Origin of the sequence: Salmonella sp. NW177, assembly GCF_051811585.1 — a bacterium.
Lineage (GTDB): Bacteria > Pseudomonadota > Gammaproteobacteria > Enterobacterales > Enterobacteriaceae > Salmonella > Salmonella enterica.
On sequence record NZ_JAMMZV010000002.1, the window covers coordinates 157,003 to 182,055 of the forward strand.

Consider the following 25,053-nt stretch of genomic DNA (forward strand, 5'->3'; position numbering starts at 1 on the left):
TTCCCGTGATTTATTTAAACATTTGCGTTGGATGAACCAGTAACGCACGATAGTGAGTCTGGTTGGGTTTATCCGACAGCACATCAATTTCAACTTTCACTTCTTTCGTTTTATAGTCAATCTCATTCAGTTTGCCGACTGTGGGTTTACCAACGTCGAACAGGTTAATAGAACCGCCAAAGCCGAACATGGTGTCGCGGTCTTTTTGATATTCAACAACCGAGGTAATAGGACTATAGAAATCATATCCACGTTCTTTACCGTATTCCCAAACTTGTTGTACGGTGCCTTTCTTCTCATCGATCTTATATTCGACAAAACGGGAATATTTCATGGTCGGTAGAGCCGGTTGCTCCAGGCCGCGACCATCGCCGTTATCAAAGACCGTTAACGTGCCTTTGCTGGAAAGCCATGCCGTATGTTGGGTATAGGTGAAATCGAAATCGGTGTCCTTACACTTGCCGTTTTCGTCACAGGTCAACGGCTTACCATGATCGTCTACCGGTTTCAGCAATTTACTGGCTAGCTGCTTATTCCAGCCTTTAGACGGTGCCAGTATCCATTTCACCTGCTTATCGCGACCAATTTTTACAATACCCTGATGGCGGGAAGAAAGGATGATGGAGTCGTCTTTCGCGTCATAAGCGATAGAGTTGACGTGCGCCCAGTTACGACCGGCACCAACGCCAAGCGCATCGCCATACGGCGTATCCGGTTCGAGTTTCGCCTGCTGTCCGGCATGGGCCAGATCGACGTTCACGCATACTGCGCCCGCATCCAGCGCGCCGAGCAGCGCATCACGCATAGGGTCGAGGATTTTGGTTAAATCCCAAACGTCTACTACGCGGCCAGACTTATCGACCTCAATGATTTGGTCACGAATAGTATGAACATGTATGCCGTCTTCTTTGCGGTAATCGCGTTTGCCGACGCGCAGCAGTACGGTGCCGTTCACGGTTTCGATGGATTCATGAGACGCATCCAGGAACCCGCGCGGCAGTTTGTGATCGGCAAGAATTTGCCCCATCATGTCAAACTCGTACCAGTGTTGGCCCTGCACCGCGGTAAAGGTGCCGCGAGGCGTTTCACGAATACCCATCAGATAGCCGCGTTTGTTGATATTCATATCGTGGCCGTCGTAGAAGGTATCTTGATCCAGCCACCAGCGATATTCACCCTGGGTGTCGACCACAAACGTATAAGGGGCGATATCGAAAGGCAAAGCCCCGCCCGCCGGACCGGCATCAAGAATGCCCGCATTTTTATCTTTTTCGCCGTGCCAGTGAAATTCAGCGCCCTGCGGCGTAAAGGTATGGGTATTTACCAGATAAAGACGATCTTCAAATCCTGGCGCGACTTTAATAACTTTCGTTTGCTGGAGATCTGAAATAGAACGGTTATCCATATAATGGTTGACGATGGCGGACGTCTGCACCACATAGTCATCCTTCATGGCTTTGCCGTTTTCTTTATATTCTACCGTGACGTTGTTGGCAAATTTCTGATAAAGGCCAAAAATAGGAATACCGTCATAGGTTTCTAAAGATTCTTTCCCAACGGTATAAGTAACGGGAACGCCTTTTTCCCCTTTGCCATGTACAGTAACTTTAACGTCTGAAATAACATGGCTATCTAATTCCACCAGTGCGGTGAGAGGGGCATTACCGTAAGGATCGACAACGACTGCGCCTAATTTCCCTGCGGGCTGCGCCGGTTGAAAACCTGCGGCAAACGTACTGGCTGCGGTGAGTCCGCATGTCAGTGCGACGGCACCGGCAAGTATTGTTTTCCGGTATTGGTCAAACATGGATATATCTCCTTATATACAACTTCTAAATATAATACTTCTGAATATACTATGTTTTTATGAATGATAAATGAGGTAAATGATTGGTCTTTAAATATAAGTTATAATGCTATTACTTATTTTAAAGTATATTCTGTATCAATATTTTTTAATTGCCTGAGTGAGTCGATAGTAGGAGTGTGATATTTTAAGAACAATATAAATTAGTACGAAGTGTGATCTTATCGACATTGTTTTCTGCTTAATACCTCTTTCATTATTGTGTTTCACCACTGATTTATATGATCAAAATCATTTATTTGTTCCACAAATATGCCAGTATATGAATACGTCAAAATAAGGGTATGTAAAATTTTAACGTTAAATGTTTAGTGATGTTAAATTTTAAGGGTAAAAAGGATGTTTATTGCCTGGTATTGGATAATATTAATCGTTCTGGTGGTAGTAGGGTATATTTGCCATATGAAGCGTTATTGCAGAGCGTTTCGGCAAGACAGAGATGCATTACTTGAAGCGCGAACGAAACGTTTTCGCCAGACGAGCGAAGGCGACAGCGTGATGAATGAGCAGAAATAGCGCATATCCTTGACGGGCAGCCGGATGTTGCCTGGCTAAAGGCCTGCATCCGGCGCGACGTTTCTCTTAACCGATACCTATCGTCTGCAAAATGACGAGACTGAGCCCCATGATGGACATACCGCAAAGCACGCCATAGCTGGGGTTATTGTTAGGATCGATCTCTTTTGCCAGCGGCATCAGTTCATCGACGGAGAGCGCCACCATAATGCCGGCGACTGCCGCCATGATAGCCGCCATAACGATCGGTGAAACCAGGCTGCCCAAAATCAGCCACGCCAGCACGCCGCCAAGAATTTCCGCCATGCCGGAGATACCGGCCCAAAAAATCGCGGTACGTTTTGAGCCCGTCGCGGCATAAACCGGGCCGGCAACCGCCAGACCTTCAGGAATATTGTGCAACGCCACCGCCAGTGCGATGCCGAAACCCAGTTCAAGATTGCTGCTGGCAGTGACAAAGGTGGCGATCCCTTCCGGAAAGTTGTGCAGGCTAATGCCGAGCGTCAATAAAATCGCAGTGCGTTTTATCGAGCCGGGAAGCGGCTGCTGCCTTTTTTGCACCAGATCCTGCGGATGAGCGTGAGGAAGCAGGCGGTCCAGCCCGAAGTAGCCCAACAGGCCGATAATAAACATTCCGTAGCCCAGTACAGGCGACATCCCCTCGGTATCAAGCGCGGCGGGCAGCATCTCCATCAGCGAGATGAGCAGCATGATCCCTGCGGCGAAGCCCAGCGAAAAAGCCAGCACGCGGTTAGACGGTTTTTGGCCGAGAACGCCAAGAAACGCGCCAATAAAGGTGGCGGCGCCCGCCAGTAAGGTCAGAATAAGTGGTACTGACATCCATTACTCCTTATCAATTTGCCGTCCGAACCTGACCTTCAAAATAACTGATGATCTTCATCATAGTTATCTGAGTTCTTCCTCTGTGAAGAAAGCGTATGGTGATGTTAACAAAATGTCTTTCCTGTAAGGATAACATCATGTCTTTAACGTGTATGCCAGCATTGTTTTTGGGGCATGGCAGCCCGATGAACGTGCTGGACGATAATGATTATACCCGCGCCTGGCGGCGATTGGGGGAAGCCCTGCCGCGACCACAGGCGATAGTGGTGGTGTCGGCGCACTGGTATACCCGCGGGACGGGCGTCACAGCGATGGAAAGGCCGCAAACTCTCCATGATTTTGGCGGTTTTCCGCAGGCGCTGTATGACACGCATTATCCGGCCCCTGGATCGCCTGCGCTGGCGCAGCGTCTGGTTGAACTGTTGGCTCCCGTTCCCGTCGCGCTCGATAAAGAGGCGTGGGGATTTGATCACGGCTCCTGGGGCGTATTGATCAAGATGTACCCGAATGCGGATATCCCAATGGTGCAGCTTAGTGTTGATAGTACCAAACCGGCGGCATGGCATTTTGAGATGGGTCGTAAACTGGCGACGCTGCGTGACGAAGGCGTGATGCTGGTGGCTAGCGGGAATGTGGTTCATAACCTGCGGACTGTGCGTTGGCACGGTGACAATATACCGTATCCCTGGGCGGCGTCATTTAATGACTTTGTGAAAGCCAACCTGACGTGGCAGGGGCCGGTAGAACAGCACCCGCTGGTGAATTATCTGCAACATGAAGGGGGTGCCTTATCGAACCCGACGCCGGAGCACTTTTTACCTTTGCTGTATGTACTTGGCGCCTGGGACGGCAAGGAACCTATCACCATCCCGGTCGACGGTATTGAGATGGGCAGTATAAGTATGTTGTCGGTGCAGGTGGGGTAGGCCGGATAAGGCGCTGAATGATTGCCCGATGGCGCTACGCGCATCGGGCTTACAGGAGAATCTATCCTTCGACAAAAATATGCGGATAGAAGCGGGAGAGATCCTGGGTGATCAGCGCCCGATCTTCACGGATACCAATTCCGGCGGGCTGATCGTTAATCAGCCAGCTACCAATCAGGGTGTAACTGTCGCCGAATTTTGGCAGCGGATAGAACTGTTGCACGATCATACCCTCTTCGCCATACGGGCCTTCCACGGATTCGATCGTTTTACCGTTCTCAATAATCGATACGTTCGCCCCTTCGCGGGAGAAGATCGGTTTCACGACATATTTATCCATTGGCGGATGTTCGTCTTCGGCGAAATACGCAGGCAACAGATTCGGATGGTCCGGGAACATCTCCCACAACAGCGGCAACAACGCTTTATTGGAGATAATGCTTTTCCAGGCCGGTTCCAGCCAGCGCACGCCGGCATCTTCCAGCTTGGTGGAAAACATCTCGCGCAGCATAAATTCCCACGGATAGAGCTTGAACAGGTTCGCAATGACCTGATCCTGCAGATCCGTAAATTGGCCTTTTTCCCCCAGACCAATATCGTCGATATAGAGAAATTCGGTGGCGATTTCCGCTTCGGCCGCGCAGTCCTGTAAATACTGAATGGTGCCGCGATCCTCAACCGTATCGCGACAGCAGGTGAGATGCAGCAACTGAAAACCGTACTGCTCGCGAAGTTCAGCAAAGCGTTCAATCAGCTTTTCCTGCAGGCTATTAAACTGATCGCTGCCTTCCGGCAGATTGCCCGCGTTGATCTGATCTTCCAGCCAAATCCACTGAAAAAACGCTGCTTCATACAGCGATGTTGGCGTGTCGGCATTATTTTCGAGCAGCTTAGGTTCGCCGATGCCGTCCCAGGCCAGATCGAGGCGGGAATAGAGCGACGGTTGTTGCGTTTGCCAGGACTGGCGAACAAAACCCCAGGTATGTTTTGGAATACGAAACTTCGTCATCAGCTCATCGCTGGCGATGACGCGTTCTACTACCTTGAGGCACATCTGGTGCAGCTCGGCGGTAACGTCTTCCAGTTTTTCCACCTGGGCGAGCGTTAACTTGTAATAAGCGTCTTCACACCAGTACGGTTCACCATACATAGTGTGAAAATTAAACCCGTATTCAGTCGCTTTATCGCGCCAGTCCGGGCGCTCGGTAATACTGACTCTTTCCATGCGTATCAGCCGCCCATCGAACGTGTTGAAGTACCGGCAGCGCTACGCTGCATGGTGCTCTGTTTGGCGACGGATTCGCCAAAACCGCCGCGGGTAACGGTTGTTGTGGTGGCCGGTTTCGGCGCCATCGCGGTTTTCGGTACGGTCATTGTCCGGCCCGGTTGCGCCGCGCCGTAGTTTTTACCTGCCGCATCGGTATATTTGCCGTATGCAGGGCTGGCCGGGTTTTTCGAGCTAAACAGCGGCTGTTGCGCAAAGCCTGCGCCGCCGCCCATCAGACGCCCCATCATGTAACCTGCCATAAGCGGCATCCAGAAACTGCCGCTGGATTGTTGAGCCTGCGCCTGATTTTCCGGCGCCATGCCAGCCTGTGCGGGTGCTTGCTGGCACTGACCTTCGCCAAACTCGGCGACGCAATCTTCGCGTGTAGCGTACTTAGGCGCAGTACGTTCGGCCTCTTTCAGAGCATTGTTATACGCAGTTGTACACTCCGCGCTTTTGCCCGGATTCGCCGCTGAACAGTCATCAGCGTTTTGATACAGCGATACGGTTTCATCGCTTTTTTCACAGCCAGCCAGCATAAAAACAGCCGTAACCGCCAGGGCGACCGGCGTTAAATGCCGCGCGCTCCAGCTTTTGCGAAATGATGCGTGATGGATGGATTTTGTCCGTTTCATATTTGTCTTCCAGGACCCAGTGGTAAATACAACATGCCTTCAGAATAGAGGATGACTGGTCGAAATTGAAGCGAGAAAAGGCGAGAATGCGGCGGAATAGCAGGATCTTTACGTTGCCTTACGTTCAGGCGCGGCTTCATGACAGGTAGCGCCGCGCTTACCAGACCTACAAGGGCACAGGTCTGATAAGCGCAGCGCCAGCGAATAACTTATCAATGCCGGAATGGATTGCCGTTATTGCTGTTGGCGCGAGCGGCGGTCGGCTGTACTGCCGGCGCGGCGCTATGGGCATTATAACCGTCTGCGGCAGCATCCTGCTCTGGCGTTTCCGGCGCTACGCTTTCCGGCGACGTCGGGATAGGTTTACCCAACGTACTGTTAAGCGCGAGCAGATCCTGCTCGTTCAGCGTACCGAGCGCATATTTGATATTTAACTGATTAATCAAATAGGTATAACGCGCGTTGGCCAGTTGCTGCTTGGCATCATACAGAGTGGTGGTGGCATCCAGTACGTCAACAATGGTACGTGTACCGACCGAGTAACCGGCTTCCATTGCATCCAAAGAACTTTGCGCGGAAACGACTGCCTGTTTATACGCGTTGATGCTGCTGATGGAGGCGTTAATATTGTTAAAGGAAGAACGTACGGTTTGCACCACGCTACGGTGCGCGCTTTCCAGCTGTTCGCTTGCGCCGACGAAGTTATACTGCGCCTGTTTTACCTGCGAGTTAACCATCCCACCTTGATACAGCGGCAGGGAGAAGTTCAGGCCGATTTTATTCTGCCCCATATTGCTATCGTCGTACTGGGTGGAGTTGGTTTTAGAACCGCTATAAGAGGTATCAGAAATGCCGGTTGAGGCCGTTAAATTCAGCGTCGGCAGATGGCCATCCTGCGCCTGACGGATTTGCTCGCGCGCCAGATCCTGACTTAAACGCGCCTGCAACAGCGACAGGTTACGGTTTTCCGCTTCCTTCAGCAGCGCATTAACAGCTTTGGGTTTGTCGGTTTTAAAATGCTCGACGTTAAGCGACGCCAGCTCCGGGTAATAATTACCGGTTACCTGGCGCAGCTCTTCTACCGCGTTATCCAGGTTGTTGCGGGCGGTCACTTCATTCGCCAGTACGGTATCATATTGCGCACGGGCGTTTTGCACGTCGGTAATGGCGACCAGACCCACGTTAAAACGTTGCGTCGTTTGATCTAACTGACGGTAGATAGCCTCTTTTTGCGCCTGGGTATAGGAAAGCACATCAATAGCGTTCAATACCTTAAAATACGCGTTCGCGGTATTGAGGATCAGCGTCTGCTGATCGGTCTGATAGGTGACATCCTGAATGCCTGCTGCTTTTTCTTGCAGGGTGAGCCCACGCCATTTCGACATATCAAATAGCGTCTGCGTTAATTGCAGAGAAGCGCTGGTTTCATTGGAGTTGATACCGTTCGCATCGCGATAACCGTTGCTGTAGGTGTAGTCGGCACCTAAACCCAGTTGCGGCAGTAAAGGACTACGCGCTTCGTTAATTTTTTCGAATGCAGCATCGCGATCGGCAGCGGATTTACGCAATTCCGGGTTGCTCAGGCGTGCTTGCTGATAAACTTGCATCAGGTTCTCTGCCTGGCTTAGTGTGCTGAACCCCGACAGGCTCAGGCCGATAAGGATGGGGAGCAATTTCTTCATTTGCATTCCTTGTTGTGAAGCAGTATTTAGCGCTGATCAATTTGTAAAAATAATTGCTGATTCTAGCAGAATCCGCCACTGCAAAAAGTTGGCGTTACGTGCCATACGAGCCTTAATTGGCACCAATTTACCACAAGGGTGATAAAACAGCAGTCAACCACCCTTGAAATTCATCATTTAATCATTATTGCTAGCAGGGCAGCACAATGCGTAAATCAGACAACTTGCCAGTTACTTTCACCAAAAGCGATGTAGAAATTATTGCACGGGAAACGCGCTATCGCGGTTTTTTTTCATTGGATGTGTATCGATTCCGCCATCGTTTATTCAACGGAGAAATGAGTGGCGAGGTAAAGCGCGAAATTTTTGAGCGCGGGCACGCCGCCGTCTTGCTACCCTTTGACCCTGAACGCGACGAGGTGGTGCTGGTCGAACAGATTCGTATTGCCGCGTATGACACAAGCGTTACGCCGTGGCTGCTGGAGATGGTCGCTGGCATGATAGAAGAAAGCGAAACCATTGAGGCGGTCGCCCGGCGGGAGGCGATGGAAGAAGCGGGGCTGACCGTAGGCCGCACCCGACCGGTCATCAGTTACCTGGCGAGTCCAGGAGGAACCAGCGAGCGCTCATCTATTCTGGTGGGTGAAGTGGACGCCACGACCGCGGTAGGTATTCATGGTCTGGCGGATGAAAACGAAGATATTCGGGTTCATGTGGTAAGCCGGGAACAGGCATACCAGTGGGTAGAAGAGGGGAAAATCGACAACGCAGCCGCAGTCATCGCTTTGCAATGGCTTCAGTTGCATCATCAAGAGTTAAAAAACGAGTGGAAAAAATGAAGCGTTATACACCTGACTTCCCAGAAATGATGCGTTTGTGCGAAACCAATTTTTCGCAATTGCGCCGCCTGCTGCCGCGCAATGACGCCCCCGGTGAAACGGTGAGCTATCAGGTGGGCAACGTACAATATCGGTTAACGATTGTGGAATCGACCCGATACACTACGCTTGTAACGATCGAGCAAACGGCGCCAGCCATCACCTACTGGAGCCTGCCGTCGCTGACGGTGCGCCTCTACCATGATGCGATGGTGGCTGAAGTGTGTTCAAGCCAGCAGATCTTTCGCTTCAAAGCGCGGTATGATTATCCAAATAAAAAGTTGCATCAACGCGACGAAAAGCATCAAATTAATCAGTTTCTGGCCGACTGGCTACGATTCTGTTTAGCACATGGAGCGATGGCGATTCCGGTTTATTAGCGTCGTGAAACCTAAGGACACCATTTGGAAAGCCTGTTAACCCTACCTCTGGCTGGTGAGGCCCGAGTCAGGATTTTACAAATTACAGATACTCACCTGTTTGCCGAAAAGCATGAAACGCTGTTAGGCGTCAATACCTGGGAAAGTTACCAGGCCGTGCTGGAGGCTATTCGGGCGCAACAGTATGAATATGATCTGATCGTGGCCACCGGCGATCTGGCGCAGGATCAATCCGCTGCGGCTTATCAGCATTTTGCTGAGGGTATCGCAAGCTTTCGCGCGCCTTGCGTTTGGCTACCGGGCAATCATGATTTTCAGCCGGCAATGTACAGCGCGCTGCAAGAGGCGGGGATTTCCCCGGCTAAGCGCGTGTTAATCGGTGAACAATGGCAGATTTTGTTGCTGGATAGCCAGGTGTTTGGCGTCCCGCATGGCGAACTGAGCGAGTTCCAACTGGAATGGCTTGAGCGTAAGCTCGCCGATGCGCCAGAGAGACAGACATTGCTCCTTTTGCACCACCATCCGTTGCCGGCAGGGTGCAGTTGGTTGGATCAGCACAGCTTGCGTAATGCCGGTGAGCTGGATAGCGTGCTGGCGAATTTCCCGCATGTAAAATATCTGTTATGCGGACATATTCACCAGGAGCTGGATCTTGACTGGAACGGTCGCCGTCTGCTGGCGTCGCCGTCAACCTGCGTACAGTTCAAACCGCACTGCGCGAACTTTACGCTGGATACTATCGCGCCGGGCTGGCGTACGCTGGAGCTCCAGGCGAACGGCGTCCTGGAGACGGAAGTGCATCGCCTGCAGGATACCCGGTTCCGACCCGATACCGCTTCGGAAGGATACTGATGTCTACGCTTCTCTATTTGCACGGATTCAACAGTTCCCCTCGCTCGGCAAAAGCGTGCCAGCTAAAAAACTGGCTGGCGGAGCGTCATCCGCATGTCGAGATGATCGTCCCTCAACTACCGCCGTATCCTGCCGATGCGGCGGAGTTGCTGGAATGTCTCGTGCTTGAGCATGGCGGTGCGCCATTAGGGCTGGTAGGATCGTCGCTGGGTGGTTATTACGCCACCTGGCTGTCGCAATGTTTTATGCTGCCGGCTGTGGTGGTGAATCCCGCCGTGCGGCCCTTTGAATTACTGACCGACTATCTCGGTCAGAACGAGAACCCCTACACCGGGCAGCAATATGTGCTAGAGTCTCGCCATATTTATGATCTTAAAGTCATGCAGATTGACCCGCTGGAAGCGCCGGACCTGATCTGGCTACTGCAACAGACGGGCGATGAAGTGCTGGATTACCGCCAGGCGGTGGCATATTACGCCTCCTGCCGTCAGACAGTGACCGAGGGGGGTAATCACGCATTCACGGGCTTCGAAGATTATTTCAACCAGATTGTCGATTTTCTTGGACTGCACAGTTGCTGACAATCAATTCGAATTGCTAATTAAACCATGACGCAAACTTATAACGCTGATGCCATTGAGGTACTCACTGGGCTTGAGCCGGTACGCCGCCGCCCGGGGATGTACACCGATACGACCCGCCCCAACCATTTGGGTCAGGAAGTGATTGATAATAGTGTGGATGAAGCACTGGCAGGTCACGCCAAACGCGTGGATGTCATTTTACATGCCGATCAATCGCTGGAAGTGATTGACGACGGACGCGGGATGCCGGTGGATATCCATCCGGAAGAGGGGGTTCCGGCGGTAGAACTGATCCTCTGTCGGCTTCATGCCGGCGGTAAATTCTCCAATAAGAACTATCAGTTCTCTGGTGGTCTGCATGGGGTGGGGATTTCGGTAGTAAATGCCCTGTCAAAGCGCGTGGAAGTGACCGTGCGCCGCGACGGTCAGGTCTATAACATCGCGTTTGAAAACGGCGAAAAAGTGCAGGATTTGCAGGTTGTCGGCACCTGCGGTAAACGTAATACTGGCACCAGCGTGCATTTCTGGCCGGACGAAAGTTTCTTCGACAGCCCGCGTTTTTCTGTCTCTCGCTTAATGCACGTTCTGAAAGCAAAAGCGGTGCTGTGTCCCGGCGTGGAAATCACTTTTAAAGATGAAGTGAATAACAGCGAGCAGCGCTGGTGCTACCAGGATGGTCTGAACGACTATCTGGGCGAAGCGGTAAACGGCCTGCCGACGCTGCCGGAAAAGCCGTTTATCGGTAATTTTAACGGTGAAACGGAAGCGGTTGACTGGGCGCTATTGTGGCTGCCGGAAGGCGGCGAATTACTGACGGAAAGCTACGTCAACCTGATCCCGACCATGCAGGGGGGGACGCACGTCAACGGTCTGCGCCAGGGCCTGCTCGACGCGATGCGCGAATTTTGCGAATACCGCAATATTCTGCCGCGCGGCGTCAAACTGTCGGCGGAAGATATCTGGGATCGCTGCGCTTATGTGCTCTCCGTGAAAATGCAGGACCCGCAATTTGCCGGGCAGACTAAAGAGCGTCTGTCGTCGCGTCAATGTGCGGCATTTGTTTCCGGCGTGGTGAAAGATGCCTTCAGCCTGTGGCTGAACCAGAACGTGCAGGCGGCGGAACAACTGGCAGAGATGGCGATTGCCAGCGCGCAGCGGCGACTGCGCGCCGCAAAAAAAGTGGTACGCAAAAAGCTCACCAGCGGTCCGGCGTTGCCGGGGAAACTGGCGGACTGTACCGCGCAGGATCTTAATCGGACCGAGCTGTTCCTTGTGGAAGGGGATTCGGCAGGCGGTTCCGCCAAGCAGGCGCGCGATCGCGAATATCAGGCGATCATGCCGCTCAAAGGTAAGATCCTTAACACCTGGGAAGTATCTTCCGATGAAGTGCTTGCCTCGCAAGAGGTGCATGATATTTCCGTGGCGATCGGTATCGATCCGGACAGCGACGATCTGAGTCAGCTGCGCTACGGCAAGATCTGTATCCTGGCGGATGCGGACTCCGATGGTTTGCATATCGCTACTCTGCTTTGCGCGCTGTTTGTCAGACATTTCCGCGCGCTGGTGAAGAATGGTCATGTCTACGTCGCGCTACCGCCGCTATACCGTATCGATTTGGGTAAAGAGGTCTATTACGCGCTGACGGAAGAAGAGAAGGCGGGCGTACTGGAACAACTGAAGCGTAAGAAAGGCAAGCCGAACGTACAGCGTTTCAAAGGCCTGGGTGAAATGAACCCGATGCAGTTACGCGAAACCACGCTTGATCCAAATACTCGCCGCCTGGTGCAGCTCACCATTAGCGATGAAGACGATCAGCGTACTAACGCGATGATGGATATGCTGCTGGCGAAGAAACGTTCTGAAGATCGACGCAACTGGCTACAGGAAAAAGGCGATCTCGCGGATCTCGACGTGTAACGGTTGTTGCACGCTTTATCCGGTCTGCGCGCCGCAGGCCGGATAAGCGAATTCGACATGACGCCGCAGCCTGATGGCGACACTTGCGCATCGCATCAGGGCGACGTCAGACGAGGGTAATAACTTAAACGCCGGATTCCAGAATACGAATATTCATTTCCAGCACATCGTCTTTTACCGCGTCGCTGTAGGCTTTCATATGCGGGGTTTGCAGATGCGCCTCAAGGTGCGCAACGCTTTCCCACTGTTCAATCATCACGATCGAGTCAGGCGCCAGAGTCTGAAAACTCACGCCCGCGGCATGATCCACCATCGGCGCGTAACCGTGGCACCCCTCTTCTTTAAGAACGGTTGGAATAATTTTCGCAAACTGGTCGAGGACGGCCTGACGGTGATGTTGGCCCGGACGTGTGCGAATTTCGGCAATGACGGTAAGCATGGTTAACTCCTTCTAATTCCAGGATGACCAGTTAAGCAAAAATTTCGCTCAGATGCTTGCGATATTCTGCGGTATAGCGCGGAACATCCGGCATTTTAATCACGTCGTTGGCAATAAACGTTGGCAGCGCGTCCATGCCCAGGAACTGGTTGGCTTTATGGAATGGCAGATAGACGCCATCTACGCCTACACCGTGGAAAAACTGATCTTTTTCGGTAAATGCTTCCATCGGCGCGTTCCACGTCAGTGACAGCATATATTTTTTCCCCTGCACCAGACCGCCGGAACCGTACTTTTTAGCGGCATCGGAACGCGTGCGGCCATCGCTGGCATAGAGCGTACCGTGACCTTCGGTAAAGACATCATCCATATATTTTTTTACTGTCCATGGCGCGCCCATCCACCAGCCTGGCATCTGCCAAATCACCACGTCAGCCCAGACGAAATTCTGCACCTCTTCTTTAATGTCATAGTCGCTGTCGGCGCGGACGATCTTAACCTGATGACCCAGATCGCGCAGAAGCCCATCGGCAACTTCGGTCAGGGTGTCATTTAACTGGCCGTTGGAGTGCGCGAATTTTTTCGCCCCGTTGATAATCAGGATGTTACTCATTTTGTGTCCTCAAGAAATGCGTTTGCTGCTGATTCTACGCTGACGGGCGGTGCGGTGAAATTAGCAAAATGTGCAAAGTCTTTTGCGTTTTTGGCAAAAGTCTGTGTTACCAACTTACTACGGCCTCAAATCCACCTTCCGCGGCGTTGCCAAACGACACCGTCATGCCGTGCAGCGTAGCGATGCGACGGACGATTGATAATCCCAGACCGCTGCCGGTCACACTTTGGCCAGGCGGGCGGTAAAAACGCTCGCCGATATGCGTCAGAATCTCTGGCGCTACGCCGGGGCCATTATCTCTGACGGTGAAGCTGCGGGCATGTAAGGTAACGTCGACGACGCTGCCTTGCGGACTGTAGCGAATCGCATTATCCAGCAGGTTACGCACTAACAGGCTTAAGAGTAGCGGCTGGCCGGTACGTATGACGTCATGGGCGTTAAGCTGTAAACGCACGTCGATATTCGCCTGCTGCGCCGGATGATAAATATCCATTACCGCGGACTGCAGTAGCTCTTCCAGCGAAATCTCCGCTACATCCTGCAAATTATTGAGCGAGTCGAGACGCGATAACGTCAGTAGCTGATCGACCAGCCGCGTGGCGCGATCGATCCCCGCATGGAGCTGGGTCAGCGCTTTATCACGCGATAGCGGATCGTCGCCCGAGAGCTGCGCCACCTCGGTTTGTACTTTCAGCGCGGCCAGCGGGCTGCGCAATTCATGGGCGGCGTCGGAGGTAAATCGCCGTTCGCGCACCATCATGGAGTGGATGCGGCTAAAAAGCTGATTAAGCGCTTCGACCAGTGGGCGAACCTCGCTCGGTACGCCTTTGGCGTCGAGCGGCGTTTCCGATTCCGGCGACCGGAAGCGTAGCGCCTGCGCCAGTTTTTTCAACGGTCTGAGCTCGCGGTGAAGCAGGAGCAATAAAATCAGCAGCATGAAGGGAAGGGCGATCAGCCACGGCGTTAATTGCGCCGCCACGATCGCCAGCGCCATATCTTCGCGGTAATCCCACTCCTGACCGACGACGATACGATACTTGCCGTCCGCCGAGTTCAACCACAAAAAACGCCAGAGGTCGTTGTCATCCTTCAGATAGCCATTGTCGAAACCTTCCCGGCGATAGCGATACGGAATATCCTGGCCGTTGTCGCCATCATGCAGCAACATTTTGCCATCAGCGGAAAAGATGGCGAACGCCAGCGCATCGTCATCGATATGCCCATGTTTTAATTTCTTTGGCGTATGCGCCATGCGCTGCGGGGCGTTGATCTCGTTAAGATCGAGGGTGCTAAGCCGTCTGGCGAACAACATCAATTGTGTGTCAAACAGCTCGTCGACATTATCCGTCGTCTTTCTCCAGGCCACAAAACTGGAGATTGCCCAGGTGATGGAGACCAGAATCAGGAAAATAAGCGTCAGCCTGACGCGCAGGCTGAGACGTTGCGTCAATTTCATGCGTCACCCAGGGTGTAGCCGATGCCGTGTACGGTGCGAATAAATTCGCTGCCGAGCTTGCGGCGTAAATGATGAACATGGACTTCCACTGCATTGCTGGACACGTCGTCATCCCAGTTATACAGCTTCTCTTCAATAAGCTTGCGCGGCAGCACGCGACCTTTGTTGCGCAGTAAGAGTTCCAGCAACGCGAACTCTTTTGGTTTTAAGGCCAGCGGTTCGCCGGCAAGCGTCGCGACGAGATTGCCTGGATTGAGCGTCACCTGGCCGTGGCGCAATTCGCTACTGGCCTGACCGCTGGCGCGGCGTACCAGCGCCTCCAGACGGGCGGCGACCTCAATGAGCGCGAAAGGTTTACATAAATAGTCATCGGCGCCCAGACGTAGCCCCTCGACGCGCTCTGCTAACGCGTCGCGCGCCGTCAGGATCAGTACCGGTTCCTGTTTACCCTTTTCGCGCCATTCGCGCAAAATATCCCGTCCGTCCATGCCTGGCAGCGTCAAATCTAAAATAACCGCATCATAAGGCGCGCTGTAAAGCGCCTCTTTGCCCGGACGTCCCTCGGTAAACCAGTCGACGCTGAAACCCATTTTACTCAGGCCCGCTTTTATGCCATCGCCAATAAGTGTGTCATCTTCTACCAGTAAAATTCGCATCTGTTCTTCCTTGCGGTAACTCGCGTTGCCGTCAGTTAACCTTGTCGCCGCAGGCGATGTACAGAAAAAAAGATTCTTTTTTTGCCTTAAGAAGTTGTTAAGGATTACCTTATTAAATGGATCTGAAACGACATGAAAGGGAAAAGTAATCATGAAAAAATTAGCTGCAATCGTTGCCGTTATGGCACTGTGTTCTACCCCGGTTCTGGCGGCTCAGCAGGGCGGTTTCTCCGGCCCGTCGGCGACGCAAACGCAAGGCGGCGGATTTGTCGGCCCGAACGGCAGCAGCACGACGGTAGAGAGCGCTAAATCGCTGCGTGACGATGCGTGGGTAACGCTGCGCGGGAATATCGTTGAGCGCATTTCCGACGACCTGTATGTGTTTAAAGATGCGACCGGTACTATCAATGTGGATATTGACCACAAGCGCTGGAACGGCCTGACCGTAACCCCGCAGGATACCGTTGAAATTCAGGGTGAAGTGGATAAAGACTGGAACTCTGTCGAAATCGACGTAAAACAGATTCGTAAAGTGAATCCGTAATCCCACATTGCGCAAGATCGGTCAGGATTCACAGCCGCCCGGTGGGCAGAATAGGCCACAAGGAGGCAGTGATGAATGACCTGATCAGCGCGGCTTATTCCGAACGTCTGCGGCGCGTTTGCGACCACATTGAGCGTCATCTGGATGAGCCTCTGTCGCTTGAGGTGTTAAGCCGGATGGCGCACAGCTCGCCGTTTCATTTTCACCGGCAGTTTACCGTCTGGAGCGGGCTTCCGCTCTATCGCTATATCCAGTGGCTGCGTTTGCGCCGGGCGTCATGGCGGCTGGCGTTTAATCCGCAAGATAAAGTTATCGATATCGCGCTGGATGCCGGATTTCAGAATCCGGAGTCGTTCACACGTGCTTTCAAAACCGCGTTTGGTCAAAGCCCGCGCCGGTTTCGGCAATCGCCGGACTGGCTGGCCTGGCACCAACGCGTTCCTAAACTTGCGTTACAGGAGCAGCATGTCATGGACGTAAAAATCGTTGAATTTCTACCTACCCGCGTCGCGATGCTGACGCATCTGGGGCATCCGGATAAGGTCAACGCCAGCGCGGCGAAATTTATTGCATGGCGGCGCGAAACGGGGCAGTCGCCGATTGCCAGCAGTCAAACCTTTGGTATTGCCTGGCACGACCCGCAGACGACGCCGCCGGATCAATTCCGCTTTGATATCTGCGGCAGCGTCCACCAGCCGATAGCCGAAAATGACGTTGGCGTGGTGAATAGCGAGATTCCTGGCGGGCGCTGCGCGGTGGTACGCCATCAGGGATCGCTCGACAGCCTCCCGGAGAGCGTGTGGTATTTATTCCGTGAATGGCTACCGGCCAGCGGCGAGACGCTGCGCGATTTTCCGGTCTTCTTCCAGTACCTGAATTTCGTCAATGAGGTGGCGGAACATGAGCTGCTGACGGATATCTATCTGCCGCTTCGTTAACTTCCTCGTCACCTGGCTCACGGTTTGTGACTCAGACCGTGAGATAGGGTATTATCTGCGGCAATATTGCCGTCCGAACGGTCAGCATGCAGATTGAGGATCCCCTGTTAATGAGCGATATGGCAGAGCGCCTTGCGCTACATGAATTTACGGAAAACGCCTACTTAAACTACTCCATGTACGTGATCATGGATCGTGCGTTGCCGTTTATTGGCGACGGCCTGAAGCCGGTACAGCGCCGCATCGTCTATGCGATGTCAGAGCTGGGGCTGAACGCCAGCGCTAAATTTAAAAAATCCGCCCGTACCGTCGGTGACGTACTGGGTAAGTATCATCCGCACGGCGACAGCGCCTGCTATGAAGCCATGGTGCTGATGGCGCAGCCGTTCTCTTACCGTTACCCGCTGGTCGATGGCCAGGGAAACTGGGGCGCGCCGGATGATCCGAAGTCATTCGCGGCAATGCGTTATACCGAATCTCGCCTGTCCAAATATGCCGAGCTGCTGTTAAGCGAACTCGGCCAGGGGACGGCGGACTGGGTGCCAAACTTCGACGGCACGATGCAGGAACCGAAAATGTTACCGGCGCGTCTGCCGAACATCCTGCTGAACGGCACCACCGGTATTGCGGTGGGGATGGCAACAGATATCCCGCCGCACAACCTGCGCGAAGTGGCGAAAGCGGCGATTACGCTGATTGAGCAGCCGAAAACGACGCTGGATCAGTTGCTGGATATCGTCCAGGGGCCGGATTACCCGACCGAAGCGGAGATCATTACCCCACGTGCGGAAATTCGTAAAATTTACGAAAACGGGCGGGGCTCCGTGCGTATGCGCGCGGTATGGACCAAAGAAGACGGCGCCGTGGTGATCACCGCGCTGCCGCATCAGGTGTCTGGCGCGAAAGTGCTGGAGCAGATTGCTGCGCAGATGCGTAATAAAAAACTGCCGATGGTGGACGATCTGCGCGATGAATCGGATCACGAAAACCCGACGCGTTTAGTGATTGTGCCACGCTCCAACCGTGTGGATATGGAACAGGTGATGAACCATCTGTTCGCCACCACCGATCTGGAAAAAAGCTACCGTATTAACCTGAACATGATCGGTCTGGATGGTCGTCCGGCGGTGAAAAACCTGCTGGAGATCCTCACCGAGTGGCTGGCGTTCCGCCGCGACACGGTACGCCGTCGTCTGAACTATCGTCTGGAGAAAGTGCTTAAGCGCCTGCATATCCTCGAAGGTTTGCTGGTGGCGTTTCTCAACATCGACGAAGTGATTGAGATTATCCGTAACGAGGATGAGCCGAAACCCGCGCTGATGTCGCGTTTCGGCATCAGCGAAACCCAGGCGGAAGCGATTCTCGAACTGAAACTGCGCCATCTCGCCAAACTGGAAGAGATGAAAATTCGCGGCGAGCAGGACGAGCTGGAAAAAGAGCGTGACCAGTTGCAGGGCATTCTCGCGTCTGAACGCAAAATGAATACCTTGCTGAAAAAAGAACTACAGGCAGATTCCGATGCCTATGGCGACGATCGCCGTTCTCCGCTGCGTGAGCGCGAAGAAGCTAAAGCGATGAGCGAACACGACATGCTGCCGTCCGAACCGGTGACTATCGTGCTGTCGCAGATGGGCTGGGTGCGCAGCGCCAAAGGTCATGATATTGATGCGCCGGGGCTTAACTATAAAGCGGGCGACAGCTTTAAAGCCGCGGTGAAAGGTAAGAGCAATCAACCGGTGGTGTTTATTGATACCACCGGGCGCAGTTATGCTATTGATCCCATTACGCTTCCGTCGGCGCGTGGGCAGGGCGAGCCGCTGACCGGCAAACTCACGCTGCCGCCGGGGGCGACCGTGGAGCATATGCTGATGGAAGGCGATGACCAGAAACTGCTGATGGCGTCGGATGCGGGCTACGGCTTCGTTTGTACGTTTAACGATCTGGTTGCCCGTAACCGTGCCGGTAAAGCGTTGATTACACTGCCGGAAAATGCGCACGTCATGCCGCCGCTGGTGATTGAAGACGAGCACGATATGCTGCTGGCGATTACCCAGGCCGGACGGATGTTGATGTTCCCGGTAGACTCTCTGCCGCAGCTGTCGAAAGGCAAAGGGAATAAGATCATTAATATCCCCTCTGCGGAAGCGGCGAAAGGCGATGATGGACTGGCGCACCTGTACGTGCTGCCGCCACAAAGCACTCTGACTATCCATGTCGGGAAGCGCAAAATCAAACTGCGCCCTGAAGAGTTACAAAAGGTGGTCGGCGAACGCGGACGCCGCGGCACATTAATGCGCGGCCTGCAGCGTATCGATCGCATTGAGATTGATTCGCCGCATCGCGTAAGTCATGGCGACAGCGAAGAGTAAGAGAGGGGCGCCCGTAGGCCGGACAAGGCATCTAAGCCGCCATCCGGCGCTCTGCCGTTGCCGGATGACGACGCAGTAGCGTCTTATCCGGCCTACGGTTTCAGATCGGATTAACATTAAAATTTCCCGTAAAACCGTTGTTTATTCGTGCATTGCGATTAACAATACGTTTTTCCAGAGAGCCACACTTACCAAAATCCTAACCTGAATTTCAGGTGACGTAGAATGCCGGGCTCTTAGGCCTTCAGAGGTTGTTATGCTATATATTTTTCGTCTTATTGTTACCGTTATTTACTCCATTCTGGTCTGTGTTTTCGGTTCTATTTACTGCCTTTTCAGCCCACGTAACCCAAAACACGTGGCGACGTTTGGGCATATGTTCGGCCGTCTGGCCCCGCTGTTTGGCCTGAAAGTTGAGTGCCGCAAACCCGCCGACGCGGAAAACTATGGCAATGCTATCTATATTGCTAACCACCAGAATAATTATGATATGGTCACGGCGGCGAATATTGTGCAGCCGCCAACGGTGACGGTGGGGAAAAAAAGCCTGCTTTGGATCCCGTTTTTTGGGCAACTGTACTGGCTGACCGGTAATCTGTTGATTGACCGTAATAACCGCGCCAAAGCGCATAGCACCATTGCGGCAGTGGTTAACCATTTTAAAAAGCGCCGTATTTCTATCTGGATGTTCCCTGAAGGTACGCGTAGCCGGGGACGCGGCCTGCTGCCGTTTAAAACCGGCGCGTTTCATGCGGCTATCGCGGCTGGTGTGCCGATCATTCCTGTCTGCGTTTCCAACACCTCTAACAAAGTCAATCTAAACCGCCTGAACAACGGACTGGTTATTGTGGAAATGCTGCCGCCAGTCGACGTCAGCGAATATGGTAAAGATCAGGTTCGCGAGCTGGCGGCCCACTGCCGTGCGTTAATGGAGCAAAAAATCGCGGAACTTGATAAAGAGGTTGCGGAACGTGAAGCGACCGGTAAGGTTTAAGCAGCCTTACTCTGTTATTGTAGAAATCATTTTTTCAGGCACAACTCTTTAGCCTGTTTTACATGGAGCTTATATGTCATTCAGTCGGCGTCAGTTTCTTCAGGCATCGGGAATCGCACTATGTGCAGGCGCGATTCCCCTCAGGGCGAATGCTGCCGGTCAGCAACAGCCGTTGCCTGTTCCGCCGTTGCTGGAGTCCCGTCGCGGGCAGCCGTTGTTTATGACGCTACAGCGAGCGCACTGGTCCTTTACGCAAGGCACGCGCGCGCCGGTCTGGGGAGTGAACGGTCGTTATCTGGGGCCGACAATCCGCGTCTGGAAAGGCGATGACGTTAAACTCATCTATAGCAACCGCCTGGCGGAAAATGTCTCCATGACGGTTGCTGGTTTACTGGTGCCGGGGCCGCTGATGGGTGGCCCGGCGCGTATGATGTCGCCGAACGCGGACTGGGCGCCGGTGTTGCCGATTCGTCAGAGCGCCGCCACGCTGTGGTATCACGCTAATACGCCTAACCGTACCGCGCAGCAGGTGTATAACGGCCTGGCCGGAATGTGGCTGGTCGAAGACGACATCAGTAAAACGCTGCCCATTCCGAACCATTACGGCGTGGATGATTTTCCCGTCATTATCCAGGATAAACGGCTGGATAACTTTGGGACGCCGGAGTATAGCGAACCGGGAAGCGGTGGTTTTGTCGGCGATACGCTGCTGGTGAACGGCGCGCAAAGCCCCTATGTCGAAGTGTCCCGCGGCTGGGTACGGTTACGGTTGTTGAACGCCTCGAACTCGCGGCGCTATCAGCTTCAGATGAGCGATGGCCGGGCGCTGCATGTGATTTCAGGCGATCAGGGCTTTTTACCTGCGCCGGTTTCCGTCAAACAGTTGTCACTGGCGCCCGGCGAGCGACGTGAAATCCTGGTTGATATGACCAACGGCGACGAAGTCTCGATCACCTGCGGGGAAGCGGCCAGCATAGTCGATCGGATTCGCGGTTTCTTTGAGCCTTCCAGTATTCTGGTTTCGACCCTGGTGCTGACGTTACGGCCAACCGGATTGCTGCCGCTGGTGACCGATAATCTTCCGATGCGTCTGTTGCCGACGGAGATTATGAGCGGCGCGCCTGTCCGCAGTCGGGACATCAGTCTTGGCGACGATCCGGGGATTAACGGTCAACTGTGGGATGTGAATCGCATTGATATTACCGCCCAACAAGGCACCTGGGAGCGCTGGACGGTACGCGCCGATATGCCGCAGTCGTTCCATATTGAGGGCGTCTCTTTCCTGATTCGTAACGTCAACGGCGCTATGCCGTTCCCGGAAGATAGAGGCTGGAAAGATACCGTCTGGGTGGATGGGCAAGTCGAACTGCTGGTCTATTACGGTCAGCCGTCCTGGCCGCACTTCCCGTTCTATTTCAACAGCCAGACGCTGGAAATGGCTGACCGCGGCTCGATTGGACAAATGCTGGTGAATCCAGCGTCGTAAAGCGTCCGAGTACGGGTCTGAATAGCGCAGACCCGTCAGGGTTTTCAGGAAGGAGCAAACAGCGTGGGAAGCAGCAGACTCAACTGCGGGAAGTAGCAAATCATCGCCATGACCACAAAGAGTGCCAGAAACATCGGTAATAGCGGTTTGACGACTTTATCAATACTGATTTTGCCGATACTGCAACCGACGAACAAAATAGTGCCTACCGGGGGCGTACACAGTCCGATGGTTAAATTGAAAACCATAATAATGCCAAAATGGACAGGGTCGATTCCCAGATGTTGAGCAATGGGAAGGAAAATAGGCGTAAAGATTAGAATAGCCGGGGTAATATCCATAAACGTCCCGACGAATAACAAAATGAGATTGATAATCAGCAAGATGACCCATTTATTTTCGGACACGCTGGTAATCATTTCATTAATCAGTTCAGGAACATCAGCATTGGTCATCGCCCATGACATTCCCATTGAGCAGCCGACCAGTAAGAGAACAATAGAGCTGGTTACTACCGAATCCAGCAGAATATCGCGCAACTTACTCACATTAATTTCTCGATAAATGGCCGCCAGCGCCAGGCTATAGATTACCGCGATCGCAGAGGCCTCTGTTGGCGTAAATACGCCGCCGATAATGCCGCCGATAATAATAAATATCAGCAACAGGCTGGGCAACGAATCGCGGAATACCGACAGAAACTGCCGCAGGTTGATGCGTTCGGCAACCGGGTAATGGTGGCGATGGGCATACAGCGCCGCTACCGTCATTAAAGCCAGCGCGGTTAAGATGCCGGGCAGGTAGCCCGCCAAAAACAGGGCGGCGACAGAGGTGCCGCCGCTAGCCAGCGAATAGACAATTAGCACGTTGCTGGGCGGGATCATCAGGCCAATCGGCGCCGAAGCGACGTTGATCGCCGTAGAGAACGCCGGAGAGTAGCCCTCTTTTTCCTGTAATGGCGACATGATGCCGCCCACCGCAGCCGCAGAAGCGACAGCCGAGCCGGATATCGCGCCAAACAGGGTGTTCGCCAGAATATTGCAGTGCGCCAGCGAACCGGGAAGGCGGCCAACTAACGCCTGAGCCAGATTCACCAGGCGCCGGGCGATTCCCCCGGTATTCATGATATTGCCGGCTAACACAAAAAAGGGGATCGCCAGCAGCGTAAAGCCATCGAGACCGACGGTCATTTTTTGCGAAATAACCGAGATTGCCGCATCCGGGGGAAGGGCTATCAGGATTGAGAATAAGGACGACAGCCCGATAGCGAATGTAATAGGAACGCCGACCGCCAGCATAATGGCAAAGCTGCCAAATAAAACAATTATTGGGTAAATATATTCAAAGTCCATATATCCCTCGTTAGCGAAGATGGCGCTGATGATAATTATCAATAACGTTCACAATGGTGTAGTACACCAGGATGACGCCGCTAATCGGCATGACCCAATAGACTTTATCCATAGGCCATTTTAATACCGGGGACATTTGGCTGACGTGCGCCGCTTTTTCAACAATAATATCACCGCCGTACACCATAAAAATCAGCGCGAACACGGTAATAATCACCTGAATGATACTGTCGAGCACGAGGGCGGGCGTTCGGGAGAGTTTTTGCGCTAACAAATCGATAGCTAAATGTTTTTTTAATCCGGCGGTATAGACGCCGCCTAACAGAATCATCCACATAAAAAGAATCTGGGTGAATTCGTCGAGCGTGCTGCTTGGCGCGTTGAATATAAAGCGCGCCGCCACCTGCCAGGATACGCAGGCAACCATGACCGCCAGAATAATACAGCAGCACCCGGCCAGTATTTTGTTCAGTGCATTGGTGAGTATTCGCATATTACATCCTGTAAAGGGCAGGAGAACCCTGCCCGGCAGATTTACATATTCTCGATGTATTCCAGATCCTTCGCTGACTGAGCGTCTTTTGCGCGGAACTCATCAAACAAGGGCTTAACACGCTGTTTGAACGCGGATTTATCAATATCAACAACGGTCGCGTTCATGGCCTTCATGCTCTCATAAGCCTCTTTTTCCGCGGCGGGCCAGATGACGTCTTTCATTTGCTGCATGGATTCATCTGCGGCTTTATATAACGCTTTCCGCTCTTTATCGCTCAATTTGTTAAGTACTTTGGTACTGATGACCAGGACATCCGGCACCATCGTGTGCTCGTCGCGGGAATAGAATTTCGCCACCTCCGCATGACGCATATCGGCATAAACCACGGGGTTGTTTTCGCCGCCATCGACCACGCCTTGCTGGAGCGCGGTATAGAGTTCGCCTTGCGCCATCGGCGTCGGCACGCCGCCGAGCGCTTTCACCATCGCGATAGCGCTGGGGCTTTGCTGCACTCTGATTTTCATACCGGCTAAATCGTCGGGTTGAGTGATGGGCTTACTGGCGTAAAAACTGCGGGCGCCGCCGTCGTACCAGGTTAAGCCGACGAAGCCTTTGCTTTCGGAGGACGCGAGAATGCGTTTCCCTAAGTCGCTTTTCAGTACGTTGTAGTAGTGATCGCGGTCACGGAATAAAAACGGCAGGCTAAACACGCTATATTCCGGCGCAAAAGACTCCAGCGATGCCGCATTGACTTTCACCATTTGCAGAGCGCCGGAGTTCATCAATTCCAGCGATTCACGTTCGTTGCCCAGCGTGGCGTTGGGGTAAATACGAATATTTAATTCGCCGTCCGAATAGGCTTTCGCTTTATCGGCCAGATAGCTCATCGCTTTGTGAACGGCGTGGCTTTTATCCTGATTGTGGCTCAGTTTCAGCGTGGTTTTGGCGAGCGCTGGAAATGCCAGTAGCAAACAGCCGGCCAGTAATACCGCTGATGTTGTGAATGAACGTGTGTTTTTCATATCTGCTTCCTTATAGGTTGGGATTCCTGTGGTTATCGTTGATTAATTAATAACCTGCTGATACGTAAGGTGTTGCGTTGGGGAAAGGCGTGGTGATGGTGTTCTTTATCCCCTGAATTCTGTCAGCCAATTTAATTTAATCAATAGACCAAAGAAAGAGATCTGGTTCACAGAAGAAAGTCATGGTAAAAACAGTGTCGTGAGCAATTCAGCGAAGTTTTTTTATATATTGCTGATAATGTGATGTTTTTTTAATTTTTGTTGTTATGGCGATACTGCGTTTTTAGACGTGGGTATAATTAATTGCATACCAATTTGAAGATATTCATAAGACCAATTTC

At 52.8% G+C, this 25,053-nt stretch carries 24 protein-coding genes; 12 read left to right on the forward strand and 12 right to left on the reverse strand.

Annotated elements, in window-relative coordinates; all coding sequences use genetic code 11:
- Positions 1 to 10: 10 nt before the first annotated feature.
- Complete coding sequence (locus NA986_RS07425; RefSeq protein WP_000460265.1) at positions 11 to 1,807, reverse strand: aryl-sulfate sulfotransferase; 1,797 nt, start codon at positions 1,805 to 1,807, stop codon at positions 11 to 13.
- A gap of 399 nt (positions 1,808 to 2,206) precedes the next feature.
- On the opposite strand from NA986_RS07425, the gene NA986_RS07430 reads away from it, so the two are divergent.
- Positions 2,207 to 2,383 carry a hypothetical protein gene (locus NA986_RS07430; protein ID WP_000469259.1) on the forward strand — a complete coding sequence of 59 codons (177 nt, stop codon included), beginning with the start codon at positions 2,207 to 2,209 and terminating at the stop codon, positions 2,381 to 2,383.
- Positions 2,384 to 2,449: 66 nt separating this feature from the next.
- On the opposite strand, the gene zupT is transcribed toward NA986_RS07430, so the two are convergent.
- The gene (gene zupT, locus NA986_RS07435; RefSeq protein ID WP_000115874.1) at positions 2,450 to 3,223 is read right to left on the reverse strand and encodes a zinc transporter ZupT; all 774 of its coding nucleotides are present in this window, start codon (positions 3,221 to 3,223) and stop codon (positions 2,450 to 2,452) included.
- Positions 3,224 to 3,363: 140 nt separating this feature from the next.
- On the opposite strand from zupT, the gene ygiD reads away from it, so the two are divergent.
- The gene (gene ygiD / locus NA986_RS07440) at positions 3,364 to 4,152 is read left to right on the forward strand and encodes a 4,5-DOPA dioxygenase extradiol (protein ID WP_001518640.1); all 789 of its coding nucleotides are present in this window, start codon (positions 3,364 to 3,366) and stop codon (positions 4,150 to 4,152) included.
- Between the two features lie 61 nt (positions 4,153 to 4,213).
- On the opposite strand, the gene NA986_RS07445 is transcribed toward ygiD, so the two are convergent.
- The 3 genes from NA986_RS07445 to tolC form a co-directional block, all read right to left on the reverse strand.
- A complete protein-coding gene (locus tag NA986_RS07445; protein ID WP_000442833.1) occupies positions 4,214 to 5,377 on the reverse strand; it encodes a glutathionylspermidine synthase family protein in 1,164 nt (387 codons plus the stop codon).
- A 5-nt stretch (positions 5,378 to 5,382) separates the two neighbouring features.
- Positions 5,383 to 6,054: a DUF1190 family protein gene (locus NA986_RS07450; protein WP_000831528.1), complete on the reverse strand. Its 672-nt coding sequence runs from the start codon at positions 6,052 to 6,054 to the stop codon at positions 5,383 to 5,385.
- 212 nt (positions 6,055 to 6,266) lie between these two features.
- Positions 6,267 to 7,742, reverse strand: a complete 1,476-nt coding sequence (gene tolC / locus NA986_RS07455; RefSeq protein ID WP_072100461.1) for an outer membrane channel protein TolC — start codon at positions 7,740 to 7,742, stop codon at positions 6,267 to 6,269.
- 200 nt (positions 7,743 to 7,942) lie between these two features.
- On the opposite strand from tolC, the gene nudF reads away from it, so the two are divergent.
- Genes nudF through parE form a run of 5 tightly spaced genes read left to right on the forward strand, consistent with a single transcriptional unit; the run spans position 7,943 to position 12,347 of the window.
- Complete coding sequence (nudF, locus tag NA986_RS07460; protein ID WP_023215696.1) at positions 7,943 to 8,575, forward strand: ADP-ribose diphosphatase; 633 nt, start codon at positions 7,943 to 7,945, stop codon at positions 8,573 to 8,575.
- Positions 8,572 to 8,994, forward strand: coding sequence for a DUF1249 family protein (locus tag NA986_RS07465; protein ID WP_000833404.1), 423 nt, complete (start codon positions 8,572 to 8,574; stop codon positions 8,992 to 8,994). The genes nudF and NA986_RS07465 overlap by 4 nt, the downstream gene beginning before the upstream one ends.
- 24 nt (positions 8,995 to 9,018) lie before the next feature.
- Complete coding sequence (gene cpdA / locus NA986_RS07470) at positions 9,019 to 9,846, forward strand: 3',5'-cyclic-AMP phosphodiesterase (RefSeq protein ID WP_023215695.1); 828 nt, start codon at positions 9,019 to 9,021, stop codon at positions 9,844 to 9,846.
- Positions 9,846 to 10,427, forward strand: a complete 582-nt coding sequence (yqiA, locus tag NA986_RS07475; RefSeq protein ID WP_023206361.1) for an esterase YqiA — start codon at positions 9,846 to 9,848, stop codon at positions 10,425 to 10,427. Before cpdA ends, yqiA begins: the two co-directional genes overlap by 1 nt.
- A 27-nt stretch (positions 10,428 to 10,454) precedes the next feature.
- A complete protein-coding gene (gene parE, locus NA986_RS07480; RefSeq protein WP_000195318.1) occupies positions 10,455 to 12,347 on the forward strand; it encodes a DNA topoisomerase IV subunit B in 1,893 nt (630 codons plus the stop codon).
- 124 nt (positions 12,348 to 12,471) lie between these two features.
- On the opposite strand, the gene NA986_RS07485 is transcribed toward parE, so the two are convergent.
- The 4 genes from NA986_RS07485 to qseB all read right to left on the reverse strand — a co-directional run bounded on the left by NA986_RS07485 (position 12,472) and on the right by qseB (position 15,511).
- Positions 12,472 to 12,786, reverse strand: coding sequence for a putative quinol monooxygenase (locus NA986_RS07485; protein WP_000958587.1), 315 nt, complete (start codon positions 12,784 to 12,786; stop codon positions 12,472 to 12,474).
- A 31-nt stretch (positions 12,787 to 12,817) separates the two neighbouring features.
- Positions 12,818 to 13,399, reverse strand: a complete 582-nt coding sequence (locus tag NA986_RS07490) for an NAD(P)H-dependent oxidoreductase (RefSeq protein WP_000065416.1) — start codon at positions 13,397 to 13,399, stop codon at positions 12,818 to 12,820.
- 106 nt (positions 13,400 to 13,505) lie between these two features.
- On the reverse strand, positions 13,506 to 14,855 hold the full coding sequence (gene qseC / locus NA986_RS07495; protein WP_000779328.1) for a quorum sensing histidine kinase QseC: 1,350 nt from the start codon (positions 14,853 to 14,855) through the stop codon (positions 13,506 to 13,508).
- The gene (qseB, locus tag NA986_RS07500) at positions 14,852 to 15,511 is read right to left on the reverse strand and encodes a quorum sensing response regulator transcription factor QseB (RefSeq protein ID WP_001221574.1); all 660 of its coding nucleotides are present in this window, start codon (positions 15,509 to 15,511) and stop codon (positions 14,852 to 14,854) included. The genes qseC and qseB overlap by 4 nt, the downstream gene beginning before the upstream one ends.
- Positions 15,512 to 15,662: 151 nt before the next feature.
- Here qseB and NA986_RS07505 point away from each other — a divergent pair, with 151 nt between their 5' ends.
- The 5 genes from NA986_RS07505 (at position 15,663) to ftsP (ending at position 21,842) form a co-directional block, all read left to right on the forward strand.
- Positions 15,663 to 16,055 carry a YgiW/YdeI family stress tolerance OB fold protein gene (locus NA986_RS07505; protein WP_000731552.1) on the forward strand — a complete coding sequence of 131 codons (393 nt, stop codon included), beginning with the start codon at positions 15,663 to 15,665 and terminating at the stop codon, positions 16,053 to 16,055.
- A gap of 71 nt (positions 16,056 to 16,126) precedes the next feature.
- Positions 16,127 to 16,993: an AraC family transcriptional regulator gene (locus tag NA986_RS07510; RefSeq protein WP_023215694.1), complete on the forward strand. Its 867-nt coding sequence runs from the start codon at positions 16,127 to 16,129 to the stop codon at positions 16,991 to 16,993.
- Between the two features lie 110 nt (positions 16,994 to 17,103).
- Positions 17,104 to 19,362: a DNA topoisomerase IV subunit A gene (parC, locus tag NA986_RS07515; protein ID WP_001281861.1), complete on the forward strand. Its 2,259-nt coding sequence runs from the start codon at positions 17,104 to 17,106 to the stop codon at positions 19,360 to 19,362.
- Between the two features lie 256 nt (positions 19,363 to 19,618).
- The gene (plsC, locus tag NA986_RS07520) at positions 19,619 to 20,356 is read left to right on the forward strand and encodes a 1-acylglycerol-3-phosphate O-acyltransferase (protein WP_000965730.1); all 738 of its coding nucleotides are present in this window, start codon (positions 19,619 to 19,621) and stop codon (positions 20,354 to 20,356) included.
- Positions 20,357 to 20,429: 73 nt separating this feature from the next.
- Positions 20,430 to 21,842 carry a cell division protein FtsP gene (ftsP, locus tag NA986_RS07525; RefSeq protein WP_000010658.1) on the forward strand — a complete coding sequence of 471 codons (1,413 nt, stop codon included), beginning with the start codon at positions 20,430 to 20,432 and terminating at the stop codon, positions 21,840 to 21,842.
- Between the two features lie 44 nt (positions 21,843 to 21,886).
- Here ftsP and NA986_RS07530 read toward each other — a convergent pair whose 3' ends face one another.
- From NA986_RS07530 to NA986_RS07540, 3 genes are read right to left on the reverse strand one after another with little or no spacing between them, the layout of a single operon-like run.
- Positions 21,887 to 23,194: a TRAP transporter large permease gene (locus tag NA986_RS07530; protein WP_000345259.1), complete on the reverse strand. Its 1,308-nt coding sequence runs from the start codon at positions 23,192 to 23,194 to the stop codon at positions 21,887 to 21,889.
- 10 nt (positions 23,195 to 23,204) lie between these two features.
- Positions 23,205 to 23,687, reverse strand: a complete 483-nt coding sequence (locus tag NA986_RS07535; protein ID WP_001221828.1) for a TRAP transporter small permease — start codon at positions 23,685 to 23,687, stop codon at positions 23,205 to 23,207.
- A gap of 41 nt (positions 23,688 to 23,728) precedes the next feature.
- Entirely contained in the window at positions 23,729 to 24,712 is a 984-nt protein-coding gene (locus NA986_RS07540) for a TRAP transporter substrate-binding protein (protein ID WP_000799370.1), read from the reverse strand.
- Between the last annotated feature and the right edge of the window lie 341 nt (positions 24,713 to 25,053).

What these genes read in the sequence shown, in the direction of transcription:
- NA986_RS07425 (WP_000460265.1), bottom strand. Translation starts at nt 1,807, where the DNA reads ATGTTTGACCAATACCGGAAAACAATACTTGCCGGTGCCGTCGCACTG.
- NA986_RS07530 (WP_000345259.1), bottom strand. Translation starts at nt 23,194, where the DNA reads ATGGACTTTGAATATATTTACCCAATAATTGTTTTATTTGGCAGCTTT.
- NA986_RS07465 (WP_000833404.1), top strand. Translation starts at nt 8,572, where the DNA reads ATGAAGCGTTATACACCTGACTTCCCAGAAATGATGCGTTTGTGCGAA.
- zupT (WP_000115874.1), bottom strand. Translation starts at nt 3,223, where the DNA reads ATGTCAGTACCACTTATTCTGACCTTACTGGCGGGCGCCGCCACCTTT.
- NA986_RS07540 (WP_000799370.1), bottom strand. Translation starts at nt 24,712, where the DNA reads ATGAAAAACACACGTTCATTCACAACATCAGCGGTATTACTGGCCGGC.
- ygiD (WP_001518640.1), top strand. Translation starts at nt 3,364, where the DNA reads ATGTCTTTAACGTGTATGCCAGCATTGTTTTTGGGGCATGGCAGCCCG.
- NA986_RS07490 (WP_000065416.1), bottom strand. Translation starts at nt 13,399, where the DNA reads ATGAGTAACATCCTGATTATCAACGGGGCGAAAAAATTCGCGCACTCC.
- NA986_RS07450 (WP_000831528.1), bottom strand. Translation starts at nt 6,054, where the DNA reads ATGAAACGGACAAAATCCATCCATCACGCATCATTTCGCAAAAGCTGG.
- plsC (WP_000965730.1), top strand. Translation starts at nt 19,619, where the DNA reads ATGCTATATATTTTTCGTCTTATTGTTACCGTTATTTACTCCATTCTG.
- NA986_RS07505 (WP_000731552.1), top strand. Translation starts at nt 15,663, where the DNA reads ATGAAAAAATTAGCTGCAATCGTTGCCGTTATGGCACTGTGTTCTACC.
- NA986_RS07445 (WP_000442833.1), bottom strand. Translation starts at nt 5,377, where the DNA reads ATGGAAAGAGTCAGTATTACCGAGCGCCCGGACTGGCGCGATAAAGCG.
- NA986_RS07535 (WP_001221828.1), bottom strand. Translation starts at nt 23,687, where the DNA reads ATGCGAATACTCACCAATGCACTGAACAAAATACTGGCCGGGTGCTGC.
- qseC (WP_000779328.1), bottom strand. Translation starts at nt 14,855, where the DNA reads ATGAAATTGACGCAACGTCTCAGCCTGCGCGTCAGGCTGACGCTTATT.
- parE (WP_000195318.1), top strand. Translation starts at nt 10,455, where the DNA reads ATGACGCAAACTTATAACGCTGATGCCATTGAGGTACTCACTGGGCTT.
- NA986_RS07430 (WP_000469259.1), top strand. Translation starts at nt 2,207, where the DNA reads ATGTTTATTGCCTGGTATTGGATAATATTAATCGTTCTGGTGGTAGTA.
- tolC (WP_072100461.1), bottom strand. Translation starts at nt 7,742, where the DNA reads ATGCAAATGAAGAAATTGCTCCCCATCCTTATCGGCCTGAGCCTGTCG.
- NA986_RS07485 (WP_000958587.1), bottom strand. Translation starts at nt 12,786, where the DNA reads ATGCTTACCGTCATTGCCGAAATTCGCACACGTCCGGGCCAACATCAC.
- ftsP (WP_000010658.1), top strand. Translation starts at nt 20,430, where the DNA reads ATGTCATTCAGTCGGCGTCAGTTTCTTCAGGCATCGGGAATCGCACTA.
- yqiA (WP_023206361.1), top strand. Translation starts at nt 9,846, where the DNA reads ATGTCTACGCTTCTCTATTTGCACGGATTCAACAGTTCCCCTCGCTCG.
- nudF (WP_023215696.1), top strand. Translation starts at nt 7,943, where the DNA reads ATGCGTAAATCAGACAACTTGCCAGTTACTTTCACCAAAAGCGATGTA.
- NA986_RS07510 (WP_023215694.1), top strand. Translation starts at nt 16,127, where the DNA reads ATGAATGACCTGATCAGCGCGGCTTATTCCGAACGTCTGCGGCGCGTT.
- parC (WP_001281861.1), top strand. Translation starts at nt 17,104, where the DNA reads ATGAGCGATATGGCAGAGCGCCTTGCGCTACATGAATTTACGGAAAAC.
- qseB (WP_001221574.1), bottom strand. Translation starts at nt 15,511, where the DNA reads ATGCGAATTTTACTGGTAGAAGATGACACACTTATTGGCGATGGCATA.